This window comes from Pedobacter cryoconitis (assembly GCF_014200605.1).
GTDB lineage: Bacteria > Bacteroidota > Bacteroidia > Sphingobacteriales > Sphingobacteriaceae > Pedobacter > Pedobacter cryoconitis_B.
Genome location: NZ_JACHCE010000001.1, coordinates 38,107 through 58,803 on the forward strand (window position 1 = coordinate 38,107; position 20,697 = coordinate 58,803).

A 20,697-nucleotide genomic window follows, 5' to 3' on the forward strand; every position below is an offset into this window, starting at 1 on the left:
CAGGTTAATATTACAATTATAAGGCAATTTAGACCTCTTGATTTATGGCTTCATAAGCCATAAATCTTACATTTGCTTCATGGATGATTTCTTAGCCGCACGACTCCAAATGGCCTTTTCATTAGGCTTTCACATCGTTTTCTCCTGTATCGGAATGGTCATGCCATTCTTCATGTGTACCGCCCATTATCTTTGGTTAAAAAGAAAAAAAGCAGTGTACCTCGATGTCACTAAGGCATGGAGTAAAGGAGTAGCAATTTTCTTCGCCACCGGTGCCGTTTCAGGTACTGTATTGTCCTTTGAACTCGGGCTGCTCTGGCCTAAATTTATGGAACACGCAGGCCCTATTTTCGGGATGCCTTTTTCATTAGAAGGAACAGCATTCTTTATCGAAGCCATAGCCCTCGGTTTTTACCTGTATGGATGGAATCGTTTTCATCCCTGGTTCCACTGGTTTACAGGCGTAATTGTAGGGATAAGTGGATTATTATCCGGTATCCTTGTTGTTGCAGCCAATGCCTGGATGAACAGTCCTGCAGGCTTTGATTTCATCAACGGGCAATATCTCAATATAGACCCGATGAAAGCAATGTTCAATGAAGCATGGTTTTCACAGGCTTTACATATGTGTGTTGCTGCCTTTGTCTCCACCGGTTTTGCTGTTGCAGGGGTGCATGCCATGATGATTTTAAAGGGTAAAAATGTAAACTTTCACCGCAAAGCTTTTCAGATTGCAGCCATTTTTGGCACCATAGCTGCTTGTCTTCAACCTATTAGCGGTGATATTTCTGCGAAAGATGTTGCGAAGCGTCAACCCGCAAAACTTGCCGCAATGGAAGCTCATTTTCACACTGAAAAGGGAGTGCCTTTAATTATAGGAGGAATTCCGGATACGGCTACTCAAACTGTTAAATACGCAGTAAAAATCCCTAAAGCGCTGAGTTTTATGGCTACAGGTGATTTTAACGCAGAAGTTAAAGGATTAGACCAGATCCCTAAAAAAGATCAGCCACCAGTTGCAGTTGTTCATTATGCTTTCCAGATCATGGTGGGGCTTGGAATGGCTATGTTAGGCCTGGCAGTAGTTTATTTCATCGCCCTGCTGAAAAAGAAAAACTGGGCCGGGAGTAAATGGATGCTTAAACTCTTCGTTATAGCAACCCCTATGGGCTTTCTCGCGCTCGAAGCAGGCTGGACAGTAACTGAAGTAGGCCGTCAGCCATGGATCATTTATGGCGTTATGCGCACAGCGGATGCAGTCACACCAATGCCTGGAATTGCCTATTCATTCTATCTCTTTACAGCCGTTTATATTTCGCTGGCCATTATTGTAAGTCTGCTGTTATTCCGTCAGATCACAATGGTCGATAAACTTTATGATTCTTCATCCGATAAAAAAATAAAATAGCATATGGTATACGTCGTAATAATTTTCCTGTGGACTGCCATTCTGTTGTATATTCTATTGGGAGGAGCTGATTTTGGTGCCGGAATTATAGAACTGTTTACCTCCAGGGCGAACAGGCCAAGGATGCGGAAAAAAATGTATGAAGCCATTGGCCCTATCTGGGAAGCCAATCACATGTGGCTGATTATCGTGATCGTTATTCTTTTTGTCGGTTTTCCTAAAATATATACTACTGTTTCCATTTATCTGCATATTCCACTGGTCTGCATGCTGATGGGAATTATTGCAAGGGGTACAGCTTTTGTTTTCAGAAATTACGATGCCGTCAAGGACGATATGCAAAAAGTATATACCCCGATATTTGTTATTTCGAGTGTGATTACTCCTTTCTTTTTGGGGATTATTGCCGCAAGTGCTGTTTCAGGGCAAATAGATTTACAGGCACAGGATTTTGTTTCTGCCTATATCCTGAGCTGGTTAAGCTGGTTTTCTTTAAGTGTTGGTCTGTTTACCGTCACGATTTGTGCTTATCTGGCTACCGTATTCATTATTGGAGAAGCGGAAAATGAGCAGGACGGGCAGCTTTTTACCCGTAAAGCAAGAAGGACTATTTTTATTGTTATGGCTGCGGGCGGACTCGTATTCTTAGCTGCACATTCAGAAGGGATTCCCTTACTCAACTGGATTTTTAGTGACGTTCCAGGAATTATTGCACTGATTATGGCAACTATTTCACTGGTTATTACGTTTGTCTTATTAAACAGAAATAAACCAATTATGCTCCGTTTACTGGCCGGTTTTCAAGTGACAATGATTCTTTTTGCAGCCACATACAGCCATTTTCCGGATATTATACTCCTGAAAGGCGGGGACAACCTTTCTTTATTAAGACATCAGGGAGAATTGAAGACAATGGAAGCTTTGGGTTATGCCCTGCTGATAGGCAGTATTTTCATTATCCCTGCACTGGTTTATCTGATATATAGTTTTCAGCAAAAAAAAGGAACTAAAGGAGCACATTAACTGCCTGTTCAAACAGGCGCTAACTATTATTTTATGGAAGAGAATAATTTTGCAAGACTAAGCAAATTAACTGAGGGAGATTACGAAGCATTTTTATACGATTGTGATGGTACACTGGCAGATAATATGCCTGCACATACAGAAACCTATGTTGAAATAGCCAAACAGTACAATGTGGATATGGACCCTGCAATTATAGATGAGCTGGCAGGATGGCCTATTTTCAATGTAGTCGAAGAATTAAATCTGCGCTATAAGTCCAATATGGACCCCGCAGAGTTTACTGCCAGAAAAGCAAAGCTTTATTTTGAAGAATATATCGGTAAAGCAGTACCCATTACCTATGTCACTGAACATTTGAAAGCCAATGCAGGGCGGGTACGCATTGCTGTAGTTTCTGGTGGAGACCGCAGAGCTGTACAACATACGTTAGAAGTTATTGGTGTAAGTGATTATGTAGAAGTACTGGTTTGCGCGGGCGAAACACCAAAAGGAAAACCATTTGCAGACCCTTTTCTAAAAGCAGCAGAACTATTGGGGGCAGATCCTAAGAAATGTCTTGTTTTTGAAGATGGAAATCCTGGAACACAAGCTGCCGAAGCTGCCGGAATGCACTGGGTAAGAATTGATCAGTTTAAGTTTGGATAATTAACAGATGAAAAGGTCAGGTACAGCAGATTTGCCGCTACACTATGGCCATATTCCAAAATGGCTTGCTGAAAGAATGTCCACTCTGGGACTGGCAATCACAGAAGCTATAATTACCGAATATGGTACCGGTGAAGTATTGCGCAGGCTCAGCGATCCCTTTTGGTTTCAAAGTCTGGGTGCGGTAATGGGAATGGACTGGCATTCTTCGGGCATCACAACTTCTGTAATGGGTGCTTTGAAAGGGGCTATCAATCCACTTTCCAAAGAACTGGGTATCTATATTTGCGGAGGAAAAGGGAAGCTGTCCCGTCAAACCCCGCAGGAACTGCTTTATTACAGTGACCGTAACGGGTTAAACGGAACAGAACTGGTCAGATGCAGTAAGCTGAGTGCAAAAGTTGATAACACTGCTGTACAGGATGGTTTTCAATTGTATATGCATAGTTTCATTGTCAGTAAAGAAGGTCTTTGGACAGTCGTACAGCAGGGCATGCAGGATGGAAGTTCTACGGCCCGCCGTTATCACTGGCATTCAGCAGAGATGCAATCTTTCGTTGACGACCCTCATACTGGTATTTGCGGGGTTAATCAGGGGGAAATTCTCAATATGGTAAACAAAGGAGCCCTTCCTGCCCGTCAATCTGTTTTATCAATGACCAAAGAACATCCTTCGCGGATGCTCGCTGAAATCCAGCAGCTGATTTTGCCTAAACACCATGACGTTAAAGCTAAAGACGTAGATCTGAAACGTCTTGGAGCCATGTTATGGCTTACACATGAAAAACAGCCTGCAGATTTTGAAGACTTATTATTGCTTCAGGGCATGGGTCCAAGAACTTTACAGTCCATGGCATTGGTTAGTGAAGTGATTTATGGCACACCATCCCGGTTCAAAGACCCTGCACGTTTCTCTTTTGCGCATGGCGGTAAAGATGGACATCCTTTTCCTGTTCCGCTGAAAATTTATGATGAAACGATTAGTATTTTAACCAGTGCAATCCATAAAGCGAAGATCGGACAGTCAGATAAATTGCATGCTATCCAAAAACTTGGAGAATTATCCCGGCAGGCTGAAAAAGATTTTGTTCCAAATAATAATTTTGATGAACTTATTGAAAAAGAAAGGAATAACTCATGGAAATATGGGGGGAGAACCATTTTTGGTGATGCAAAACCGCCAAAAGGAGGCCAGTTAGACCTTTTTTAGGCTTTATTTTTTTATCTTTAAGCGAGTCGTGTTTAATTTAAAATGACCATTAAACTTTAAGGTACGATTGTTGTCAAAAACATGTCCTGTATACCTGAATTATAATATTTTGAAGCTCTGATGAATTATTGGCAACGAGGTTTATGCCTTATCTTTATTTTTCTTTTTTCTGGTTGCGGAATCCTGATGAAAACCAGGACAACAAATCATCATGGCGTGGAGACTGATGATTTTAATTTGCCTGTAATTAATTATCCAAGTGCTGTTCCTTCCTCAAAAAGATTACTGATTTTGTTATCTGGTGACGGGGGCTGGCTTGACTTTGAAGATCAGCTATCTACTGGTTTTGCAGAAAAAGGATTTCATACGATTGGTTTTAATTCCAGAAGCTATTTTTGGAATGGTAAAACCCCACAGCAAACAGCAGACGATATCGCCCTGCTGATCTATAAATACTCAACACTTTATAAAACCAGGGTGATTTACCTGGTAGGTTATTCTTTTGGGGCAGATGTCGTTCCTTTTATTTATAACCGTTTGCCCGAGGCCATGAAAAGTAAAGTTGTGGCACTGGAACTGATGTCTCCTTATTCTACCTCTGATTTTAAGGTACATACCTCCGATTTGCTGAACATAGCAGGAGACGACAGGCAGTATAAAGTACAACCTGAAATTGAGGCGGTAACTGTTCCTGTTTTTTGTTTTTATGGAGAAAAAGAAGATCCCAGGCCAATGGAAAAATTGGAGAAGAAAAATTTCACCATGAAGATTTTGCCGGGCGATCATCATTATGATGTATCTTCTCATCAGGAAATCTTTAAAGCACTGCGCGGATTAAGAAGAAATCAATTTTTTAGAGAACACGGATTATGGATGCTATAGTAATTACCAAAAAAGGTGGGCCTGAAGTTCTTAAATTAGAGCAAGTGGCCAAACCTGTACCTCAGGGAAACGAAATACTGATCAAAGTACATGCTGCGGGTATAAACAGGAGTGATGTGATGTCCCGGCAAAGTAATGTCTATGGCGCAGGCACAAAAACAGAGATTCCCGGACTGGAGATTTCAGGCATCGTTGAAGCTGCCGGACCTGATGCTAAACGCTGGAAGGCTGGTGATCGGGTATGTGCATTGATTGCCGGTGGAGGATATGCTGAATACAGGGCTGTAGATGAAAGATTATGTCTTCCAATACCTGAAGGATTGTCTTTCGAAGAAGCTGCATCTTTACCTGAAACCATTTTTACAATCTGGTCTAACGTGTTTAAAGACGCTGATTTCAAAGCAGGTGAAAACTTCTTAATTCACGGCGGAACAAGCGGAATAGGGGTAACTGCAATACAAATGGTTGTCGCTATGGGCGGCATAGCCTATGCAACTGCAGGAACACAAGAGAAATGCCGCTTTTGTGAAGAACTTGGTGCTGTAAAAGCTGTAAATTATAAAACAGAAGATTTTGTTGCGATCCTTAAACCTATTGGTATCGATGTGATTTTAGATATGACGGGAGGGGAGAATACCTTGAAAAATATGGATATTCTGAATCCTGATGGACGGATTACTTTCATCAATGCGATGAATGGATCTAAATCAGAAATTGACATATTGCAAATGATGAATAAAAGGCTTGTGATCACAGGAAGTATGCTTAAACCCAGAACGGATGATTTTAAAGCTATACTGTCCAAAGAGATTGAGCAGGCAATATGGCCGCTTATAACCGCAGGAAAAATTAAACCTGTTATTTACAAAGTATTCCCATTAGTACAGGCCGCTGATGCACAGCGATTAATGGAAAGCAGTACACATATTGGTAAAATTATCCTGAAAGTAGGATCATACTGATAATCAGTGTTAATTCCCTCGCGGGTGATTAATATTTTTTGTAAATGTTTAAAAAAATAGAGAAAACAGAGAAGAAAAAACCAATTCATTAAGATACATTTGTCTATTGATTTTAACATAACAAAACAATGAATCAGCATATCGTAAGGATACAAAAGGTAATCGAACCACTAAGACAGGAAATTATCAATCACAAGGTTTATTCAGTCATTAACAGCCTGGATGATCTTAAGGTCTTTATGCAATATCATGTTTATGCCGTTTGGGATTTCATGTCTCTGCTTAAATCATTACAAATCGGGTTAACCTGTACCACTACCCCATGGTTTCCGGTAGGAAACGCTAATACAAGATATCTGATCAACGAAATCGTTGCTGGTGAAGAATCTGATGCAGATGGCGCGGGCATCCGTAAAAGTCATTATGAAATGTATCTGGAGGCTATGGCTCAATGTGGAGCTGACACTACTGCTATCCATAAATTTATTGATACGTTAAAAAAAACCGGTTCTCTTGCTACTGCATACGAAACAGCAGGTGTGCCGCAGGAAGCACGTGAGTTTGTAGACTTTACTTTCGAAGTGATTGATGGTAAACAATCTCATTTACAGTCGGCAGCCTTTACTTTTGGCAGAGAGGATCTTATTCCTAATATGTTCATCTCTATTGTAGGTGACCTGAATAAAAAATTCCCTGATCAGTTATCCCTGATTAAATATTATCTGGACAGACATATCGAAGTAGACGGAGATCATCACAGCCATCTTGCACTGGAAATGACGGCCGAACTTTGCGGGGATGATGAAGCTGCCTGGAAAGCTGCCGAAGAAGTAACAGTTGCTTCATTGCAACAAAGAATCAGTCTTTGGAATGGTGTTTATAAAGAGATTACCGGAACTGAATAATCTTTATTGTTTTTACTTCAATTAAAAATCTAAAATTCAAAAGGACTTATCTGTTTAATCAAACAGATAAGTCCTTTTGAATTTTAAATCTGATAGCTTTACATAACCAAAAAGATGTTTTCCTTCGGACATAAAGGTAGCAAAGCCCCAGTTACCTTCAAGAAGCTCTTCAATATTTAATACTTCCGGCGTATAAGCAAAACCTTTCTTTCTTGATTTTTCATCAGGTTTACTGTAGAAATAACAGATATCAGCCGAAACAATATATTCACCAGTTACATTATCATCAATTTTAGTATAAATACCTGAGAAATTTGCAGGAAGCTGGTCATTTTCACAGTCCTGGAAATCGGCACTCAGAGAATCCTTTAAGAAAGTCAGGATTACTTTGCAGGGCTGAGATTTTTTTTCTGTCCTGATGGTGGCTTTATTATCAGTTATTGTTCCCTTTCCTGTAAACTGACCATAGGTTCTGGCCTTATTGTTCCAGTTTGCAATTACATTGACTTCTACCTGATCATCTGTTCTTCTGATAGAAATGTTACTTGAAGTGCCATCCTGCTTATTTGTTAATTTATAAGTAGCTGACTGAGAGAACGTTTTTTCTGAACAGAATAAAAAGAATAGGATAAAGAGATACTTCATTAATTATTATGCTAATAAACTATAACAAGAGCTGATTGCTATTGTTTTAAAGAATGATTTTATTTTTTTAATCTTTTTGCTAGATTGGGTTCCATGAGTATAACAATAAGAGAAATCCAGCCTCATGATAACGCTGCAATGGCTGTAATCATAAAAACAAGTTTAGAAGAATTTGGCTTGAATATTCCCGGTACCGCTTATTTTGATGAAAGTACGAATCACCTTTACGATGCATTCCAGATAAAAGGCAGTAAATATTATGTTGCCATAGAGAATAACGAAGTCATTGGAGGGGTAGGGATTTATCCTTCAAACGGACTTCCGGCGGATACTGTTGAACTTGTTAAAATGTACCTGGCCCCTGCTTCCAGAGGTAAAGGTCTGGGCAAAACATTAATGCAAAAATGTATCACTCTGGCCGGAGAATTAGGCTATCATCATATTTATCTGGAGAGCATGCCAGAGCTTGCCGCCGCAGTTACTGCTTATGAGAAACTAGGCTTTAAATTATTGGATAAGCCCGTTGGCGATACCGGCCATTATTCCTGTTCCATCTGGATGTTGTATCAGATTAAACCTTAGAAAACAGATTAGCCAAACGGCTAAAAACATTAAACAAAAATGGATAATTTGAAATTATTGTCTGACCAGATTTCCTGAGTTTATTCTCTTTATAAAGACATGTTCTGTATTAAATGATTGATAATCAGTAATGAATAAAGTGAATAATCAAGTCATATAGTTTACCAATAAGAGAAATAATTGCATTTAATCTAGTCTGGAGGCCTATTTTAGAAAAGTTTAATGCTACTTTTTATGATCTCCTTATCTGTAGGGATATAATTGGCAAATACTGTGGCACACTTGTGGATGTTTAAGTAATAGTTTAAAAAACTACGCATTTATTTAAATATATATTTATCCATATGCTATGCTTCTACCGATAGTTATCTATGATGCAAAAACAGAATCCCTGCCTAAGATTAGTATTGCAGGTGATAAAGAAAAGGAACTTATCCGTGACTTAAAACGTATGGATATGAAAGCATTCTCTTTCTTGTACCGGCAGTATGCTCCTGCGCTTTTATCCATAATTCTAAAAGTCGTTAAATCAAGGGAAACTGCCGAAGATGTACTACAAGAAGCCTTTGCGAAAATATCGTCAAGAATTTGTTTGTACGACGAAGATAAGGGCAGGCTGTTTACATGGATGTCCAAAATCGCGAAGAATAAAGCCCTGGATCAAATGAAAACGCGTGGGGCTTTCAATAGTACTAAGAATATAGAATTAGAAGGAATAATGAAACTGGTAGAAATGAATAATTTCTGCCATTATAATCCTGATATTATTGGAATCGGGCAGTTAACCAGAACATTAAATCCACTCCAGAAAGATGTACTGGATCTGGTTTATTTTCAGGGCTATTCTCATTCCGAAGCGGCTAAAATTCTAAATATCCCAATTGGTACTGTTAAAACAAGAATCAGGATTTCAATATTGATCCTGAGAAAGTATTTTACTGTTCCCTTAGTCTTTGATTTATAACCTTTAATTTTGTGGCGTAACCCATTATTAATTCGTTGCGGCCATTAAAATTCATTAAGCAATTTCTAATGAAATTCTAATTTAAACTATATCGTACAATTCTGCTCTTATAGATATGAAATTTAAAACTCATACTTATGAAAAAGATTGCGAAAATTAGTTTTTTGCTTTTAGCAATGACTTTTGCCAGAACTGCTGCCTTTGCGCAGATCAGTGTAGGCATTAATATATCTGCAAGGATTGCTCCGCCAGCACTTCCGGTATATGCACAACCAGCCTGTCCTGCTGATGGATATTTATGGACTCCCGGTTACTGGGCTTATGATGATGCTGATGGTTATTACTGGGTTCCCGGAGTATGGGTACATCCTCCGCGTGTTGGCGTGTTATGGACTCCTGCTTACTGGGGCTTTGTTGGTGGGGTATATAGCTTCCACTCAGGTTACTGGGGACCTCATATTGGCTTCTATGGCGGTATTAATTACGGTTATGGTTATGGAGGTTCAGGTTTTTATGGCGGACGCTGGGAGGGAGGCTCATACAGATATAATACAGCAATTACGAACGTAAATACTACTGTTGTTCATAATACCTATATCAACAAAACAGTTATTAATAACAATACTGTTAATAATAACCACACAAGTTTTAATGGCCAGGGAGGTGTAAATGCACAGCCGCGTGAAGAAGAGCGCAGAGCAATGAACGAGCAGCATATACAACCTACTGCATCTCAGTTGTCTCATCAGCAATCTGCTGGTCAGAATCGTAGTCAGTTTGCTAATGTAAATCATGGTAATCCGTCCAATGCCGCAATGGACAGAGTAAATAACCACAAATTTAATCAGCAAAATCCCAATGCAAATGGTGGTCAGACAGACAAGATGAATGGTAGACAGGCAAATAGGATGAATGGTGGTCAGGCAGACAAAATGAACGGCGGCCAGGTAAACAGGATGAACGACGGACAAGCAGATAAGATGAATAACGGACAAGCAGACAGGATGAATGCAAATTCAGATAGAATTCAAGAAAATGGAGGGAACAACCGTCAGGCTAACGGAAATAATGCTATGAGAAATGACAGGCAGGCTAATGGGGCAAGGGGAGGTCAACCATGGCATCCAGGTATCAACAGACAGCCTCATGGCCCACAGCAAAATCATAATCAACCACATCCTCATGGTAATCCTCATCCTCACAGAGCAGAGAATGAGCGCAGATCATAAATTATCTGTTTAAGAATAGCATTGCTTTCTATCCATGAAAATAAAGAGCAATGCTATTTTTTTAGTAAGTCTATCATGGGCTGATACTCCTGATTAATCGCATAATCGAGTGCAGATTTGTCCCGGTTATCCCTGATATTGCGATCAGCCCCTTTCTCTAAAAGGTAAGCTGCAATTTTCAACTGCCCAAAAGTAGCTGCAAATATAAGGGCGGAGGCATGATTCAGGTTTAAAGTATTGATAATAGCATGATATTGGTACAATAGCTCAACCATATTCAAATAGCCTTTGAAACAGGCACCCATCATCGCAGTATTGCCCGATTTATCTTTTGCATCAGTTAAAGCTCCATTGTCAAGTAAAAACTTTACAGCCTCTTCATTTTCGTTATAAACCGCAATGATCAATGGCGTAGAACCCCGCTGGTCTGCGGTATCAATTTTAGTTCCTGCTTTTAGAAATTTAGCCAGGCTTGCTGTATCATTATGACGGGCAGCTTCAAAAATATCCTGTGAAAAACCTGAGCAGGTAACGGAGAGTAAAAGCGCAACTAAAGATATTGTTTTTTTCATTGCAGAATAATTGTTTTTCAATCTTTGATTCATGGAAATCGTAAAAGCAAAAGGAGGGCTAAACCCCTCCCTTTATTTCCGAATATTTATTTCGAGCGGAAACCAGCTTCAGCTTCCTCTCTGCTTACTTTAAGCGCGGCGGCTAATCTTTTACCAAAGTCTGCATCTGCCATATAAAAATTACTAACCATTTTGACAATGATATCACGTCTGGTTACCTGTACTAAATCATCACTAAGATTTTTTACCAGATTTACTTTCTGCAGTTCAGACAGGGAGCGGTAAAACTCACCAGCCTGTTTAAAATCATTAGGTTTATCTATTTTGTGCTGTACAGTTATACCAGATTTATAAGTACTGGATGAATATTTATAGGCATTATCATCTTTATAACCCTTTTCAATTGTACTTGGCTGATAATTCACATCAGTTGCCTTTTGTCTGTTGCTGAATGCACCATCCTGGTTGTGAGAGTTTACTTTTACTTTAGGTGCATTAACCGGAAGAGACTGGAAGTTAGCCCCTATACGGTAACGTTGTGTGTCAAAGTAAGAAAAAAGTCTTCCCTGCAATAGTTTATCTTCCGAAGGTTCAATTCCAGGAACAAGTGTAGCCGGAGAAAATGCAGATTCTTCTACCTCTTCAAAAAAGTTATCCGGCCATTTATTTAAAGTCATTTTACCTGCCAGGACTAGTTTTGCATCTTTTTCTGGCCAAACCTTTGTCGGGTCCAGCGGATTATAATCAAGTTTATCAAAGTCCTGTGGTTTCAGCATTTGTACATATAATTCCCATGAAGGAAAATTGCCTTTGGCAATGTTATCATACAAATCGTGGGTTGCACTCTGAAAATCGTTTGCCTGTATGGCGCTTGCTTCTTCAGCAGTTAACCCCTTAACACCCTGCATTGTTTTCCAGGTATATTTTACATAAGTGACTTCTCCTTTAGCATTTACCCATTTAAAGGCATGAACACCTGATCCGTCCATTTGACGATAATTAGCTGGGATACCAAGCTCAGTATACAGGCGGGTCAGCATGTGTGTAGATTCCGGAACCTGAGAGAAGAAATCAAAATAACGGGTTGGATCTTGTCTGTTAGTGATTGGTGAAGGTTTCAAAGCATGAACCATATCAGGGAACTTCATGGCATCACGAATAAAAAAGACAGGAAGGTCATTGCCTACGATATCATAATTTCCATTATCAGTATAAAACTTAACGGCAAATCCGCGTGGATCTCTTAATGTTTCTGGTGAACCTTTACTGTTAATCACCGTAGAGAACCTGGTAAATACGGGGGTTATTTTGCCTTTCTCCACAAAAAGAGTAGCCTGAGTATAAGCAGAGAAGTCTCCCGCGCTTACAAATTCTCCAAAAGCACCTGCGCCTCTTGGATGTACCACGCGCTCAGGAATCCGTTCTCTGTCAAAAGCGGCAAGTTTTTCTATTAAGTGAATGTCTTCCAATAAAACCGGGCCGTTATTGCCAATAGTTTTAGAGTTTTGGTTGTCTCCAACAGGAGCTCCTGTGTTTGTTGTTAATGGTTTTACCTGCGCAAAAGAAGTTGCGGTAAGTAAGGAAAGAAATAGGGCTGATGAGTAATTTATCCGCATATGTTTTTTTTATACGGCCAAAGATATTTGTAGCCGACAGCTCAAACAAATCATTAGTTTTGATACTGATATAGAAAAAAAGGATATTGTTTTTGTGCAAATAAGCTTACAGGCTATTGCTTTATTTTCTGAAAATAAAGCTGATAGGGGCAGTTATTACAGCTAATTTTTCTCTAACGAAATAAAAAGAGAAAGGCTATGGATTCATAGCTGGTGGTGGGGCATGAAAATTATCCGGTGTCAGTCCATTCCTGGTCTGAAAGACTAACACCGGAGATCCGGTTACTCAGATAATAACTTGATTTCATGATCACCGATAGTGATCAGGCGTTCTTTATAAAGTGCGCCAGTAGTTTTTTTGAAAGCTTTCTTACTAATTTTCAATAACTCATAAACTTCTTCTGGTGAGCTTTTATCACCCAAGGCAATAGTACCTCTGTTTTCTTCAAGCATTTTGATCAGCACTTCTTTCATATCCAGAATATGACCATAACCCATCGGTTGTAAACTCAGGTCAATCTTTCCTTCAACTCTTACCTTTTTGATCCATCCTTTTCTTACTTCACCAGGATTAAGCTGATCAAATAATTCATTCTGATATAATAAACCTATGTATTTGTTATCAATGATGGCATTGTAACCCAGGTCACTGCGGTCAGCTATTAATAAACTTACTTCATCGCCCTCTTCAAAATTGATTTCTTCTTCTTCCACATAGTTGGTTAATCTTGATGAAGCCACCATACGGTCATTGCTATCGTCAAGGAAAACATAAACTACATGTTTGTCGCCTTTAAACATCGGGCGTTTCTGTTCTTTTTCAGGAACATATACATCCTTATCAATACCAATGTCCATGAAAACGCCATTTTCACCATCTTCCACAACTGTCAGGTAAGCAAAATCGCCTACACAAGCCAGTGGTTTCTGTGTAGTAGCATGTAGTTTTCCATCTTTATGCATGTAAACAAAAACGTTGATATTATCTCCAATTTCAGCGTCCTTTGGGACATGGTTATAGGGCAATAGCGCTTCCTTATCGCCATCAGACAGTATTAGTCCTGATTCTGTCTTGTTTATAATTCTTAACTCGTTGTATTGTCCTATCTGTATCATTGGTATTTCTTAATATTCAATCTGCAAAGGTAGCAATATCGGTAAGAATATGAGTACATCTTTTTGGCCGGTTACAGTGCTGGGCGTTATTTGGAGAAACTCTTTTGATATCTTTGTGTTGTATATTCTATTGTAAAAAAGGAGAATCAATTTATAAAGAATGGATAAACTAATTATTTCCCCTGTAAAGACAGCTTTTCCTCCAATTGCTGATCAGAATTGCAGAATTCTTTTGCTGGGTACTATGCCAGGTGACCGGTCTTTGAGCCTGCAGCAGTACTATGGACATTCGGGTAATCATTTCTGGAAATTGATCTATACACTGTTCGGGCAGCCACTTGATCCCGATTATGAAGCCCGTAAAAAATTCCTGCTGTATCATGGAATTGCATTATGGGACGTATTGGAATCCTGTACCTGTGAAGGCAGTCTGGATAGCAATATCAAAAACGAAGTAGTAAATGACTTTGCTGCTTTTTACAGACAATATCCCACGATTACAGAAATATTTTTTGATAGTAAAAAAGCTGAACAGCTTTACCTCAGGCATGTTAAGAAAAGTAAAGATAAAAGCTATCATTTATTACCTTCCCCGAGTGGTGCAAATGCCACAAAAACATTCCAGCAAAAACTGGAGTTATGGAAGGAAATTCTGCCTTATGTCAAAACTTAATGATGCGGGATAAACATTTACAATCAAACCTGATAAGAAACAATAATTTAACGATTTAGAAATAAGCAATTTTACCCTCTAAATCTAAACTGCTTCTTATATTTGTAAGGTAAATGAAGGATACAATCACCAAAAACAAACACAGAATATTTCTTAGTACTTTTTTCTTTATGTCTGGTTTCAGCTTTGCGACCTGGGCATCAAGGATACCAACCATAAAAATGGCCTTTGGCTTTAATGAGGCCGAGTTGGGGACAGTTTTACTGGCTATGCCTATTGGCTCCTTAATAGGTTTGCCTATATCGGGATGGCTTGTTTCCAAATATAACAGCCGTGTCCCTCTGGCTGTAGGTTATGGCCTGAACGCTGTTGCATTAGCTATGATTGGGTTTACACAGAATACCTTTAGCCTTGTTGCTGCAGTAGTCCTGTTTGCTTTTACCACCCGTATCTTTAATATTTCAGTAAATACGCAGGCGATCACCCTGCAAAAGCAGTTTACTCAGAAAATCATTGGTTCTTTCCATGGTTTCTGGAGTACAGGTGGTATTGCCGGTGTTGCATTTTCTACCCTGCTCTTAACCTACAATGTCTCTTTGCACATGCATTTACTTATTGTAGCTATCATGAGTTTGCTGATTACCTGTTATTCCTATCAGTTTCTATTAAAAGGTGACCGGTCTGAAAGCGGGAATAAAATTATTGTAGGTAAACCCGATCCCTATATATTATATCTTGGCGTTGTTGTTTTCTTTGCTGCCATTTGCGAAGGTGGGATGTTTGACTGGAGTGGTATCTATTTTCAGGAAGTCCTGCATGTAAAGATATTTACCTACGGTTATCTGATTTTTATGACCTTCATGGCTGCATCAAGATTCCTGTCTGACCTGATTATCTCAAAAATAGGAATGCCTGCTACTTATTTAATGAGTGCATTTTTTATAGTTTCCGGAATTTCTCTGGCTATTTTATTTCCTCAGTTCTGGACTGCAATGATTGGTTTTTCACTGGTTGGGTTTGGTACAGCAGCAGTAGTACCTATGTCTTATGCTTTAGCCGGGGCTTCCAGTAAATATTCACCAGGAATGGCCATCTCTATTATTGCCACTTATTCCATTACCGGAATGCTGCTCGGCCCGCCAATTATAGGTTATCTTGCTCATGCTTTTGGTTTGAGGATCGCATTTATTATTTTCGGTATCTCCGGATTAATGCTGATTCCCATCTCTCAACTATTTTTCAGGCATCAGCGGTCTCTTGCAGGTGCAGCTGAAAATAATTAGTACTGATGCTTCTTTCAGGTTTTTTCCATTCCATGAATGACTGCATTTAGGAGATATCATCGCACAGAAAAGAATAATTAAAAAAATATTTAGTACCGGATATAATAATATCAAATTATTAGCGTCTATATATTTGAGAGCGTTAATTTAGATGGCGGGGATACTGCGAGAGTGGGATCCCCGCTTCTTTTTATATAAATACTTAAGCGGGTATGGCAAATTTTGCGGAACTTATTCAATCAGATAAACCAGTATTGGTAGATTTCTCTGCTGAATGGTGCGGGCCTTGTAAAATGATGGCTCCAATTCTACAACAGTTAAAAGGCATGCTTGGTGAAAGCGCGACGATTTTAAAGGTTGACGTAGATAAAAACCCCGCAGTTTCCAGTAAATATCAAATCCAGGGTGTACCCACATTAATCCTTTTCAAAAACGGGGAGATCAAATGGAGACAGTCTGGTGTAATTCCTGCAAACCAGTTACAGGGAATTATTGAAAGACATCTGGGGTAGTCATCTGATAAGACTTTTGCGCCAGCCATTTAGAAATATATTCCTGATCATGTTTCCCTGAATATTCAGGAACTGCTTACTTCAGTACATTTACTTTATACTTTTGGAAGTCTATGTCTGTAACGTAAAAGTATCCCTGTGCGTTTCCTGATACATTTCCATCTACATTTACCGGTACACTTGAAAAAAGACCATTCCAGTCCGTTTCCAGAAAAACCCCATAAAGGTATTTTGCATATTGTTTAGAAAGCGAGAACTTATAGATTGTAATTACATCTTCGCCCTTTAAAGAAAAAGTACGTTTAAGATTGTTCAGCGGATATAAAGAGTTCGGTGAACCTAAGAAATGAGTATAGCTGAAATAAAGTGATTCTGTACCGTCAAATTTTGAAGGGTTCCACGCTGGAATACCAGTATAACTTATCCACCATTTATTAGGATTAAGATAACCAAAAGTATGTTTAGGTATGGTACCATCATAATTTCCGTTCTCATTTTTCTTAATTTTAAAGGGTAAGAAGTCATCCGTAATATTCACTACCTGTCTTAATGTATCTACTGCTGTATAGGTCTTATTATTATAACGGATAGTCAGTGTATATGCCATGTTATAATTAGGAATATTAGGGGTATTTGCAGCAGAATATACGCCCGGGGTAGCTGACTCTTTAAAAATTATATCTTTTTTACCATCATTAACAATCACAGTGGCTTTTGAAATCGCCAAAGGTTTGGCATCAAGCGTCAGAGAAGGTTTGGTCAGTTTTATAAACTGCGATTGTGTTAGTGTGTTTATTCCCCCTTCAACTGCAAGATCATATTCCCGTTTAGGTTTATCAAATGAAATTTTGTCCGCGTCTTTTTTACAAGAGCTGATTAAGCCGGTTAATAAAATAATAAGCAGAATATATTTCGTATTCATATCAGAGTCTAAAACTATAAGCTATCCAGGGAAAAAAGCCAAATGCATATTCTAAAGAGCCTTTCTGATCAATTGAAGCATCTGTTGTCAAATGATAATATAAAGGGTTTTTTCTATTATATAAGTTATATATTCCCACTGATATTGTACTTGATAATGACCTTTTCCTGGACAAAGGGGTTTCCAGATGATATTGTCCCGAAATATCCAGTCTGCTGTAGTCTGGAAACCTGGAAGTATTCCTGCCTTCAAATATAGGTACATTTATCCCATCATGGAGATAATAACCAACTGGAAGGGTTAACGGTCTGCCAGAAGAGTAGGTGAAAAAAGTCTGCACTGAAAATTGCTTATTGAAAATATAAGAAGCACTGAATTTCAGCTCATGTGGGATATCGTAATTTGCAGCAAAGCGATTGCCGTCGTTTATTCCCTGAATTGTACGGAATGCCCTTGAATAAGTATAAGCCAGACTACCTGTAAACTTGCCCTCTGTTTTAGTAATTTCGGCCTCAAAACCATAAACATCAGACTTACCAGCTTTAAGTTGATTTCTGATATCCGGATTCTGAATAATTTGTGCATGTCCGGTTAAGTCCAGCTGGTTACTTAACTTTTTGTAATAGGCATTTGCTGAGAAGGTGTAATTTCCAGGTGAATAACGGTAACCTGCAGAAAACAGATCAGCATGCTGAGGCGCAATTTGTGCAGAAGCAGGAATCCAGGGTTCTAAGGAAGAAAAGGCCAGTGTACTGTTCTGCACTAATTGTAAATATTGATAATTACGGTTATAAGTTACGAAAAGACGCTTTTTATCATTTAGTAAATAGCTGATATTTATCCTTGGCTCGGGGTTGATAAATGTCTTATAGTCATTCTGTTTGACCCTGTTTCCCTGCGAATCGAAAACATCAAGACGTTCCTGTGCATTCTGGAACATCCCCAGACGTAGTCCGAAATTCAATTCAAACGAGTTACTAAATGAAATTTCCTGGTTATAGTAAACAGCAGATTCTACAGATTTATCTTTTGCAATATTAAATTCATTGCTCTCTTTATTTTTTGTCTGTCCCGGGGTAAACTGATGATAAGTACTTGAAAGCCCAAATTTGATCAGGTTTACAGGGCTGCTGTAAAAAGTGTAATCAGCTTTAACTGTGATATCCCTGACTCCGGTACTCCATTGACTTTTTTGAGAAAGTGTATCTGCATTTAAATCCAGCAGATTGCTGTAATTGCTATAGATAGCAGAAGTGTTCAAAAATAACCTGGAATTAAAAATATGATTCCAGCGCAGGGTAGAAGTCAGGTTTCCCCAATCGTTGCGAAACGAATTTTCTGATAATAGCCTGTCCTGACCAGCATACAAAGAATAATAAACACTATTATTCTTATTTATCCTGTAATTGGCTTTTGCATTAATATCATAATAAATAGAGTTCGGATTGAATAGTTTAAATTTATTCCTGAAAACATCCAGTAAACTTCTTCTGAACGCGATGATAAAAGAACCTTTATCTTTTACAATCGGGCCTTCTGCCGAAATCCTGGCAGACATCAAACTAACTCCGCCACTAAGATGATATTCTTTATTATTCCCTTCTGCCATCCGGTTAACGATTACCGATGAAAGCCTGCCACCAAAATTAGCAGGAATATAATCTTTATAGACCTGCAGGTTATTGATCGCATCCGGATTGAAAACAGAAACCAGTCCATATAAATGGGAAGGATTATAAACTACTGCTTCATCCAGTAAAATAAGGTTCTGATCAGAATTCCCTCCTCTGATAAATAGGCCAGAACTTCCTTCCGAAATTGCTTTAATCCCATTCTGCATTTGTAAAGCCTTTACAATATCTGTTTCACCAGCGTAATAAGCTTTCATATCCAGTGTTTTAGAACTGTAATTCTGCTCATTCTGCAATAATGGATTAGGGGTGATGACCTGTTTAATTTTTATTTCGGGTAATAGCTTTGTTTGTGGGATCAGCTCCGTGTCCATTTCAATATTCTGATTGAAATAGATATTTTTTTGCTGGGTTTTATAGCCCAGATTTGAAATCAGTACATCATAGGTTCCTTCCGGAACGCTGAGCGAATAGAAACCATACTGATTGGTAACCACACCTGCCTTAAGTTCGGGGATATAAACTGTAGCACCAACCAGATCTTCACCATCATCATCATTAAACACATGACCATGAATAGTCCATACTGCCGGTTTTGCTCTGGTAATGACAATATTATTTCCGATCACATTAAAAACTAAAGGTGTTCCCTTAAAGATCTTTTTTAGCGCCGCAGTCAAAGGGGTGCTGACAAAATGAAAAGCAGGTGTTTGATAATTTCTTAGTAAATCGGGATCAAAAGAAAAAGTTATCTGATTCTTGTTCTGCAATTTGGAGAGGACCCTGATCAAAGAGTCTGCCTTTAAATTCATAGTGATCTGTTGCTCCAGAATGGTGTTCTTCTGGGCATAAAGTTTACCCGTTTGCAATAAACACACAAAAAGGAACAGGACAAAAACTTTATTCACTTATTTTTCAGCTAAGATATAATTTCCTTCCTTCTGGGTTACTTTGCACTGCAATGTTGCTGTAATAACTTTTAAAGCACTGTCTGGTGTCTGATAATGCAAATGTGCCGTTAGTTTTCGTGTTTCTAATTGACCTCCATTAATGGTGATTGAAGTTTTATAGACACTGTTTAATTGTTTCACCACTTCTGATAATGGGGTTTCTGTAAATACAAAGTCTTTATCTATCCAGGATTTATAATTGAGATCAGTATTCTTTTCGGCTACAAGTTTCCCTGTGGCAGAAAAATAGCGGCCTGTATTGCCTGCGGTTAACCGGATTGATCTGGAAGCCAAATGCTGCTGTAAGGCAACTTCACCTTCTGCAACAGTTAATGTGATGTCCCGGTTATGTTTAATAATATTGAAGCTTGTACCCAGGTCCAATGCGTGTATATCACCCAGATCTACCAAAAAAGGATATTTATCCTGATGTACAACTTTAACAAAAACTTCTCCGTTAAGCAATTGAAGTTTTCTGTTTGTGCTGAAGCTACGGGTAGCATATTTTACAGAAGCTCCGCCGTTTAACTGTACCTGCGTACCATCCGGGAGTGTAATATTTTTTATAGCGGCATTCTGCTCATTGCTAACCACTGTATAAGAAGTCCTGTTGATAAAATAATAACCTAAAGAAAGAACCAGCAGAACCGAAGCCGCAATACTGTACCAGATTTTTGTATGACTGTCTTTTTCTTTCTGGAGCCATTTATCTTCAATCTGATCAATTTTCTGATCCAGCGCTGCCCACGAAGATTGAGCTGTATAAGGCTGGTCATTGTATAATTGACTAATATTTTGTTCAACCTGAACAAATTCCTGGTACGTTTTTTCATTCTGTTCACTTGCCGCTCTCCAGTTCTCCAGCAGAACTTTATGTGCAGGACTGATCGTATCGTCGAGATCATCAATAATTAGTGAATAGATAAACTGTTCGTTAGTTTCAAATGCTTTCATGGTATGCGTT

Annotated in this window: 20 protein-coding genes; 13 read left to right on the plus strand and 7 right to left on the minus strand. The window is 38.8% G+C overall.

Features of this window, described 5'->3' with window-relative positions; translation table 11 throughout:
• Window positions 1–79: 79 nt before the first annotated feature.
• The 7 genes from HDE68_RS00175 to HDE68_RS00205 all read left to right on the plus strand — a co-directional run bounded on the left by HDE68_RS00175 (window position 80) and on the right by HDE68_RS00205 (window position 7,038).
• Window positions 80–1,408, plus strand: coding sequence for a cytochrome ubiquinol oxidase subunit I (locus tag HDE68_RS00175; RefSeq protein WP_183877731.1), 1,329 nt, complete (start codon window positions 80–82; stop codon window positions 1,406–1,408).
• A gap of 3 nt (window positions 1,409–1,411) precedes the next feature.
• Window positions 1,412–2,431, plus strand: coding sequence for a cytochrome d ubiquinol oxidase subunit II (locus HDE68_RS00180; RefSeq protein ID WP_183877733.1), 1,020 nt, complete (start codon window positions 1,412–1,414; stop codon window positions 2,429–2,431).
• A 33-nt stretch (window positions 2,432–2,464) separates the two neighbouring features.
• A complete protein-coding gene (locus HDE68_RS00185) occupies window positions 2,465–3,079 on the plus strand; it encodes an HAD family hydrolase (protein WP_183877735.1) in 615 nt (204 codons plus the stop codon).
• A 7-nt stretch (window positions 3,080–3,086) separates the two neighbouring features.
• The gene (locus HDE68_RS00190; protein WP_183877737.1) at window positions 3,087–4,289 is read left to right on the plus strand and encodes a DUF763 domain-containing protein; all 1,203 of its coding nucleotides are present in this window, start codon (window positions 3,087–3,089) and stop codon (window positions 4,287–4,289) included.
• A 186-nt stretch (window positions 4,290–4,475) separates the two neighbouring features.
• On the plus strand, window positions 4,476–5,171 hold the full coding sequence (locus tag HDE68_RS00195; protein WP_183877739.1) for an AcvB/VirJ family lysyl-phosphatidylglycerol hydrolase: 696 nt from the start codon (window positions 4,476–4,478) through the stop codon (window positions 5,169–5,171).
• Entirely contained in the window at window positions 5,159–6,133 is a 975-nt protein-coding gene (locus HDE68_RS00200) for an NAD(P)H-quinone oxidoreductase (protein WP_183877740.1), read from the plus strand. Before HDE68_RS00195 ends, HDE68_RS00200 begins: the two co-directional genes overlap by 13 nt.
• A gap of 128 nt (window positions 6,134–6,261) precedes the next feature.
• Window positions 6,262–7,038: a DUF3050 domain-containing protein gene (locus HDE68_RS00205; protein ID WP_183877742.1), complete on the plus strand. Its 777-nt coding sequence runs from the start codon at window positions 6,262–6,264 to the stop codon at window positions 7,036–7,038.
• Window positions 7,039–7,092: 54 nt separating this feature from the next.
• On the opposite strand, the gene HDE68_RS00210 is transcribed toward HDE68_RS00205, so the two are convergent.
• Window positions 7,093–7,683, minus strand: a complete 591-nt coding sequence (locus HDE68_RS00210; protein ID WP_183877744.1) for a hypothetical protein — start codon at window positions 7,681–7,683, stop codon at window positions 7,093–7,095.
• Window positions 7,684–7,776: 93 nt separating this feature from the next.
• Here HDE68_RS00210 and HDE68_RS00215 point away from each other — a divergent pair, with 93 nt between their 5' ends.
• From HDE68_RS00215 to HDE68_RS00225, 3 genes are all read left to right on the plus strand, one after another.
• Window positions 7,777–8,265 carry a GNAT family N-acetyltransferase gene (locus HDE68_RS00215; protein WP_183877746.1) on the plus strand — a complete coding sequence of 163 codons (489 nt, stop codon included), beginning with the start codon at window positions 7,777–7,779 and terminating at the stop codon, window positions 8,263–8,265.
• Window positions 8,266–8,614: 349 nt separating this feature from the next.
• A complete protein-coding gene (locus HDE68_RS00220; protein WP_183877748.1) occupies window positions 8,615–9,229 on the plus strand; it encodes an RNA polymerase sigma factor in 615 nt (204 codons plus the stop codon).
• A gap of 137 nt (window positions 9,230–9,366) precedes the next feature.
• Window positions 9,367–10,458 carry a YXWGXW repeat-containing protein gene (locus tag HDE68_RS00225; protein WP_183877750.1) on the plus strand — a complete coding sequence of 364 codons (1,092 nt, stop codon included), beginning with the start codon at window positions 9,367–9,369 and terminating at the stop codon, window positions 10,456–10,458.
• A gap of 53 nt (window positions 10,459–10,511) precedes the next feature.
• On the opposite strand, the gene HDE68_RS00230 is transcribed toward HDE68_RS00225, so the two are convergent.
• From HDE68_RS00230 to HDE68_RS00240, 3 genes are all read right to left on the minus strand, one after another.
• On the minus strand, window positions 10,512–11,030 hold the full coding sequence (locus HDE68_RS00230; RefSeq protein WP_183877752.1) for an ankyrin repeat domain-containing protein: 519 nt from the start codon (window positions 11,028–11,030) through the stop codon (window positions 10,512–10,514).
• Between the two features lie 86 nt (window positions 11,031–11,116).
• A complete protein-coding gene (locus HDE68_RS00235) occupies window positions 11,117–12,646 on the minus strand; it encodes a catalase (protein WP_183877754.1) in 1,530 nt (509 codons plus the stop codon).
• 282 nt (window positions 12,647–12,928) lie between these two features.
• Window positions 12,929–13,762: a S1 RNA-binding domain-containing protein gene (locus HDE68_RS00240; protein ID WP_183877756.1), complete on the minus strand. Its 834-nt coding sequence runs from the start codon at window positions 13,760–13,762 to the stop codon at window positions 12,929–12,931.
• A gap of 160 nt (window positions 13,763–13,922) precedes the next feature.
• On the opposite strand from HDE68_RS00240, the gene HDE68_RS00245 reads away from it, so the two are divergent.
• From HDE68_RS00245 to trxA, 3 genes are all read left to right on the plus strand, one after another.
• Entirely contained in the window at window positions 13,923–14,435 is a 513-nt protein-coding gene (locus tag HDE68_RS00245; RefSeq protein WP_183877758.1) for a DNA-deoxyinosine glycosylase, read from the plus strand.
• 113 nt (window positions 14,436–14,548) lie between these two features.
• Entirely contained in the window at window positions 14,549–15,718 is a 1,170-nt protein-coding gene (locus HDE68_RS00250; RefSeq protein ID WP_183877760.1) for an MFS transporter, read from the plus strand.
• A 212-nt stretch (window positions 15,719–15,930) separates the two neighbouring features.
• Complete coding sequence (gene trxA, locus HDE68_RS00255) at window positions 15,931–16,230, plus strand: thioredoxin (RefSeq protein WP_183877762.1); 300 nt, start codon at window positions 15,931–15,933, stop codon at window positions 16,228–16,230.
• Between the two features lie 76 nt (window positions 16,231–16,306).
• On the opposite strand, the gene HDE68_RS00260 is transcribed toward trxA, so the two are convergent.
• Genes HDE68_RS00260 through HDE68_RS00270 form a run of 3 tightly spaced genes read right to left on the minus strand, consistent with a single transcriptional unit; the run spans window position 16,307 to window position 20,687 of the window.
• A complete protein-coding gene (locus HDE68_RS00260) occupies window positions 16,307–17,152 on the minus strand; it encodes a hypothetical protein (protein WP_183877764.1) in 846 nt (281 codons plus the stop codon).
• A gap of 1 nt (window position 17,153) precedes the next feature.
• Entirely contained in the window at window positions 17,154–19,691 is a 2,538-nt protein-coding gene (locus HDE68_RS00265; RefSeq protein WP_317617675.1) for a TonB-dependent receptor, read from the minus strand.
• Window positions 19,692–20,687 (minus strand): FecR family protein, encoded by a 996-nt coding sequence (locus HDE68_RS00270; RefSeq protein ID WP_183877766.1) that lies wholly within the window; start codon window positions 20,685–20,687, stop codon window positions 19,692–19,694.
• Window positions 20,688–20,697: the final 10 nt, after the last annotated feature.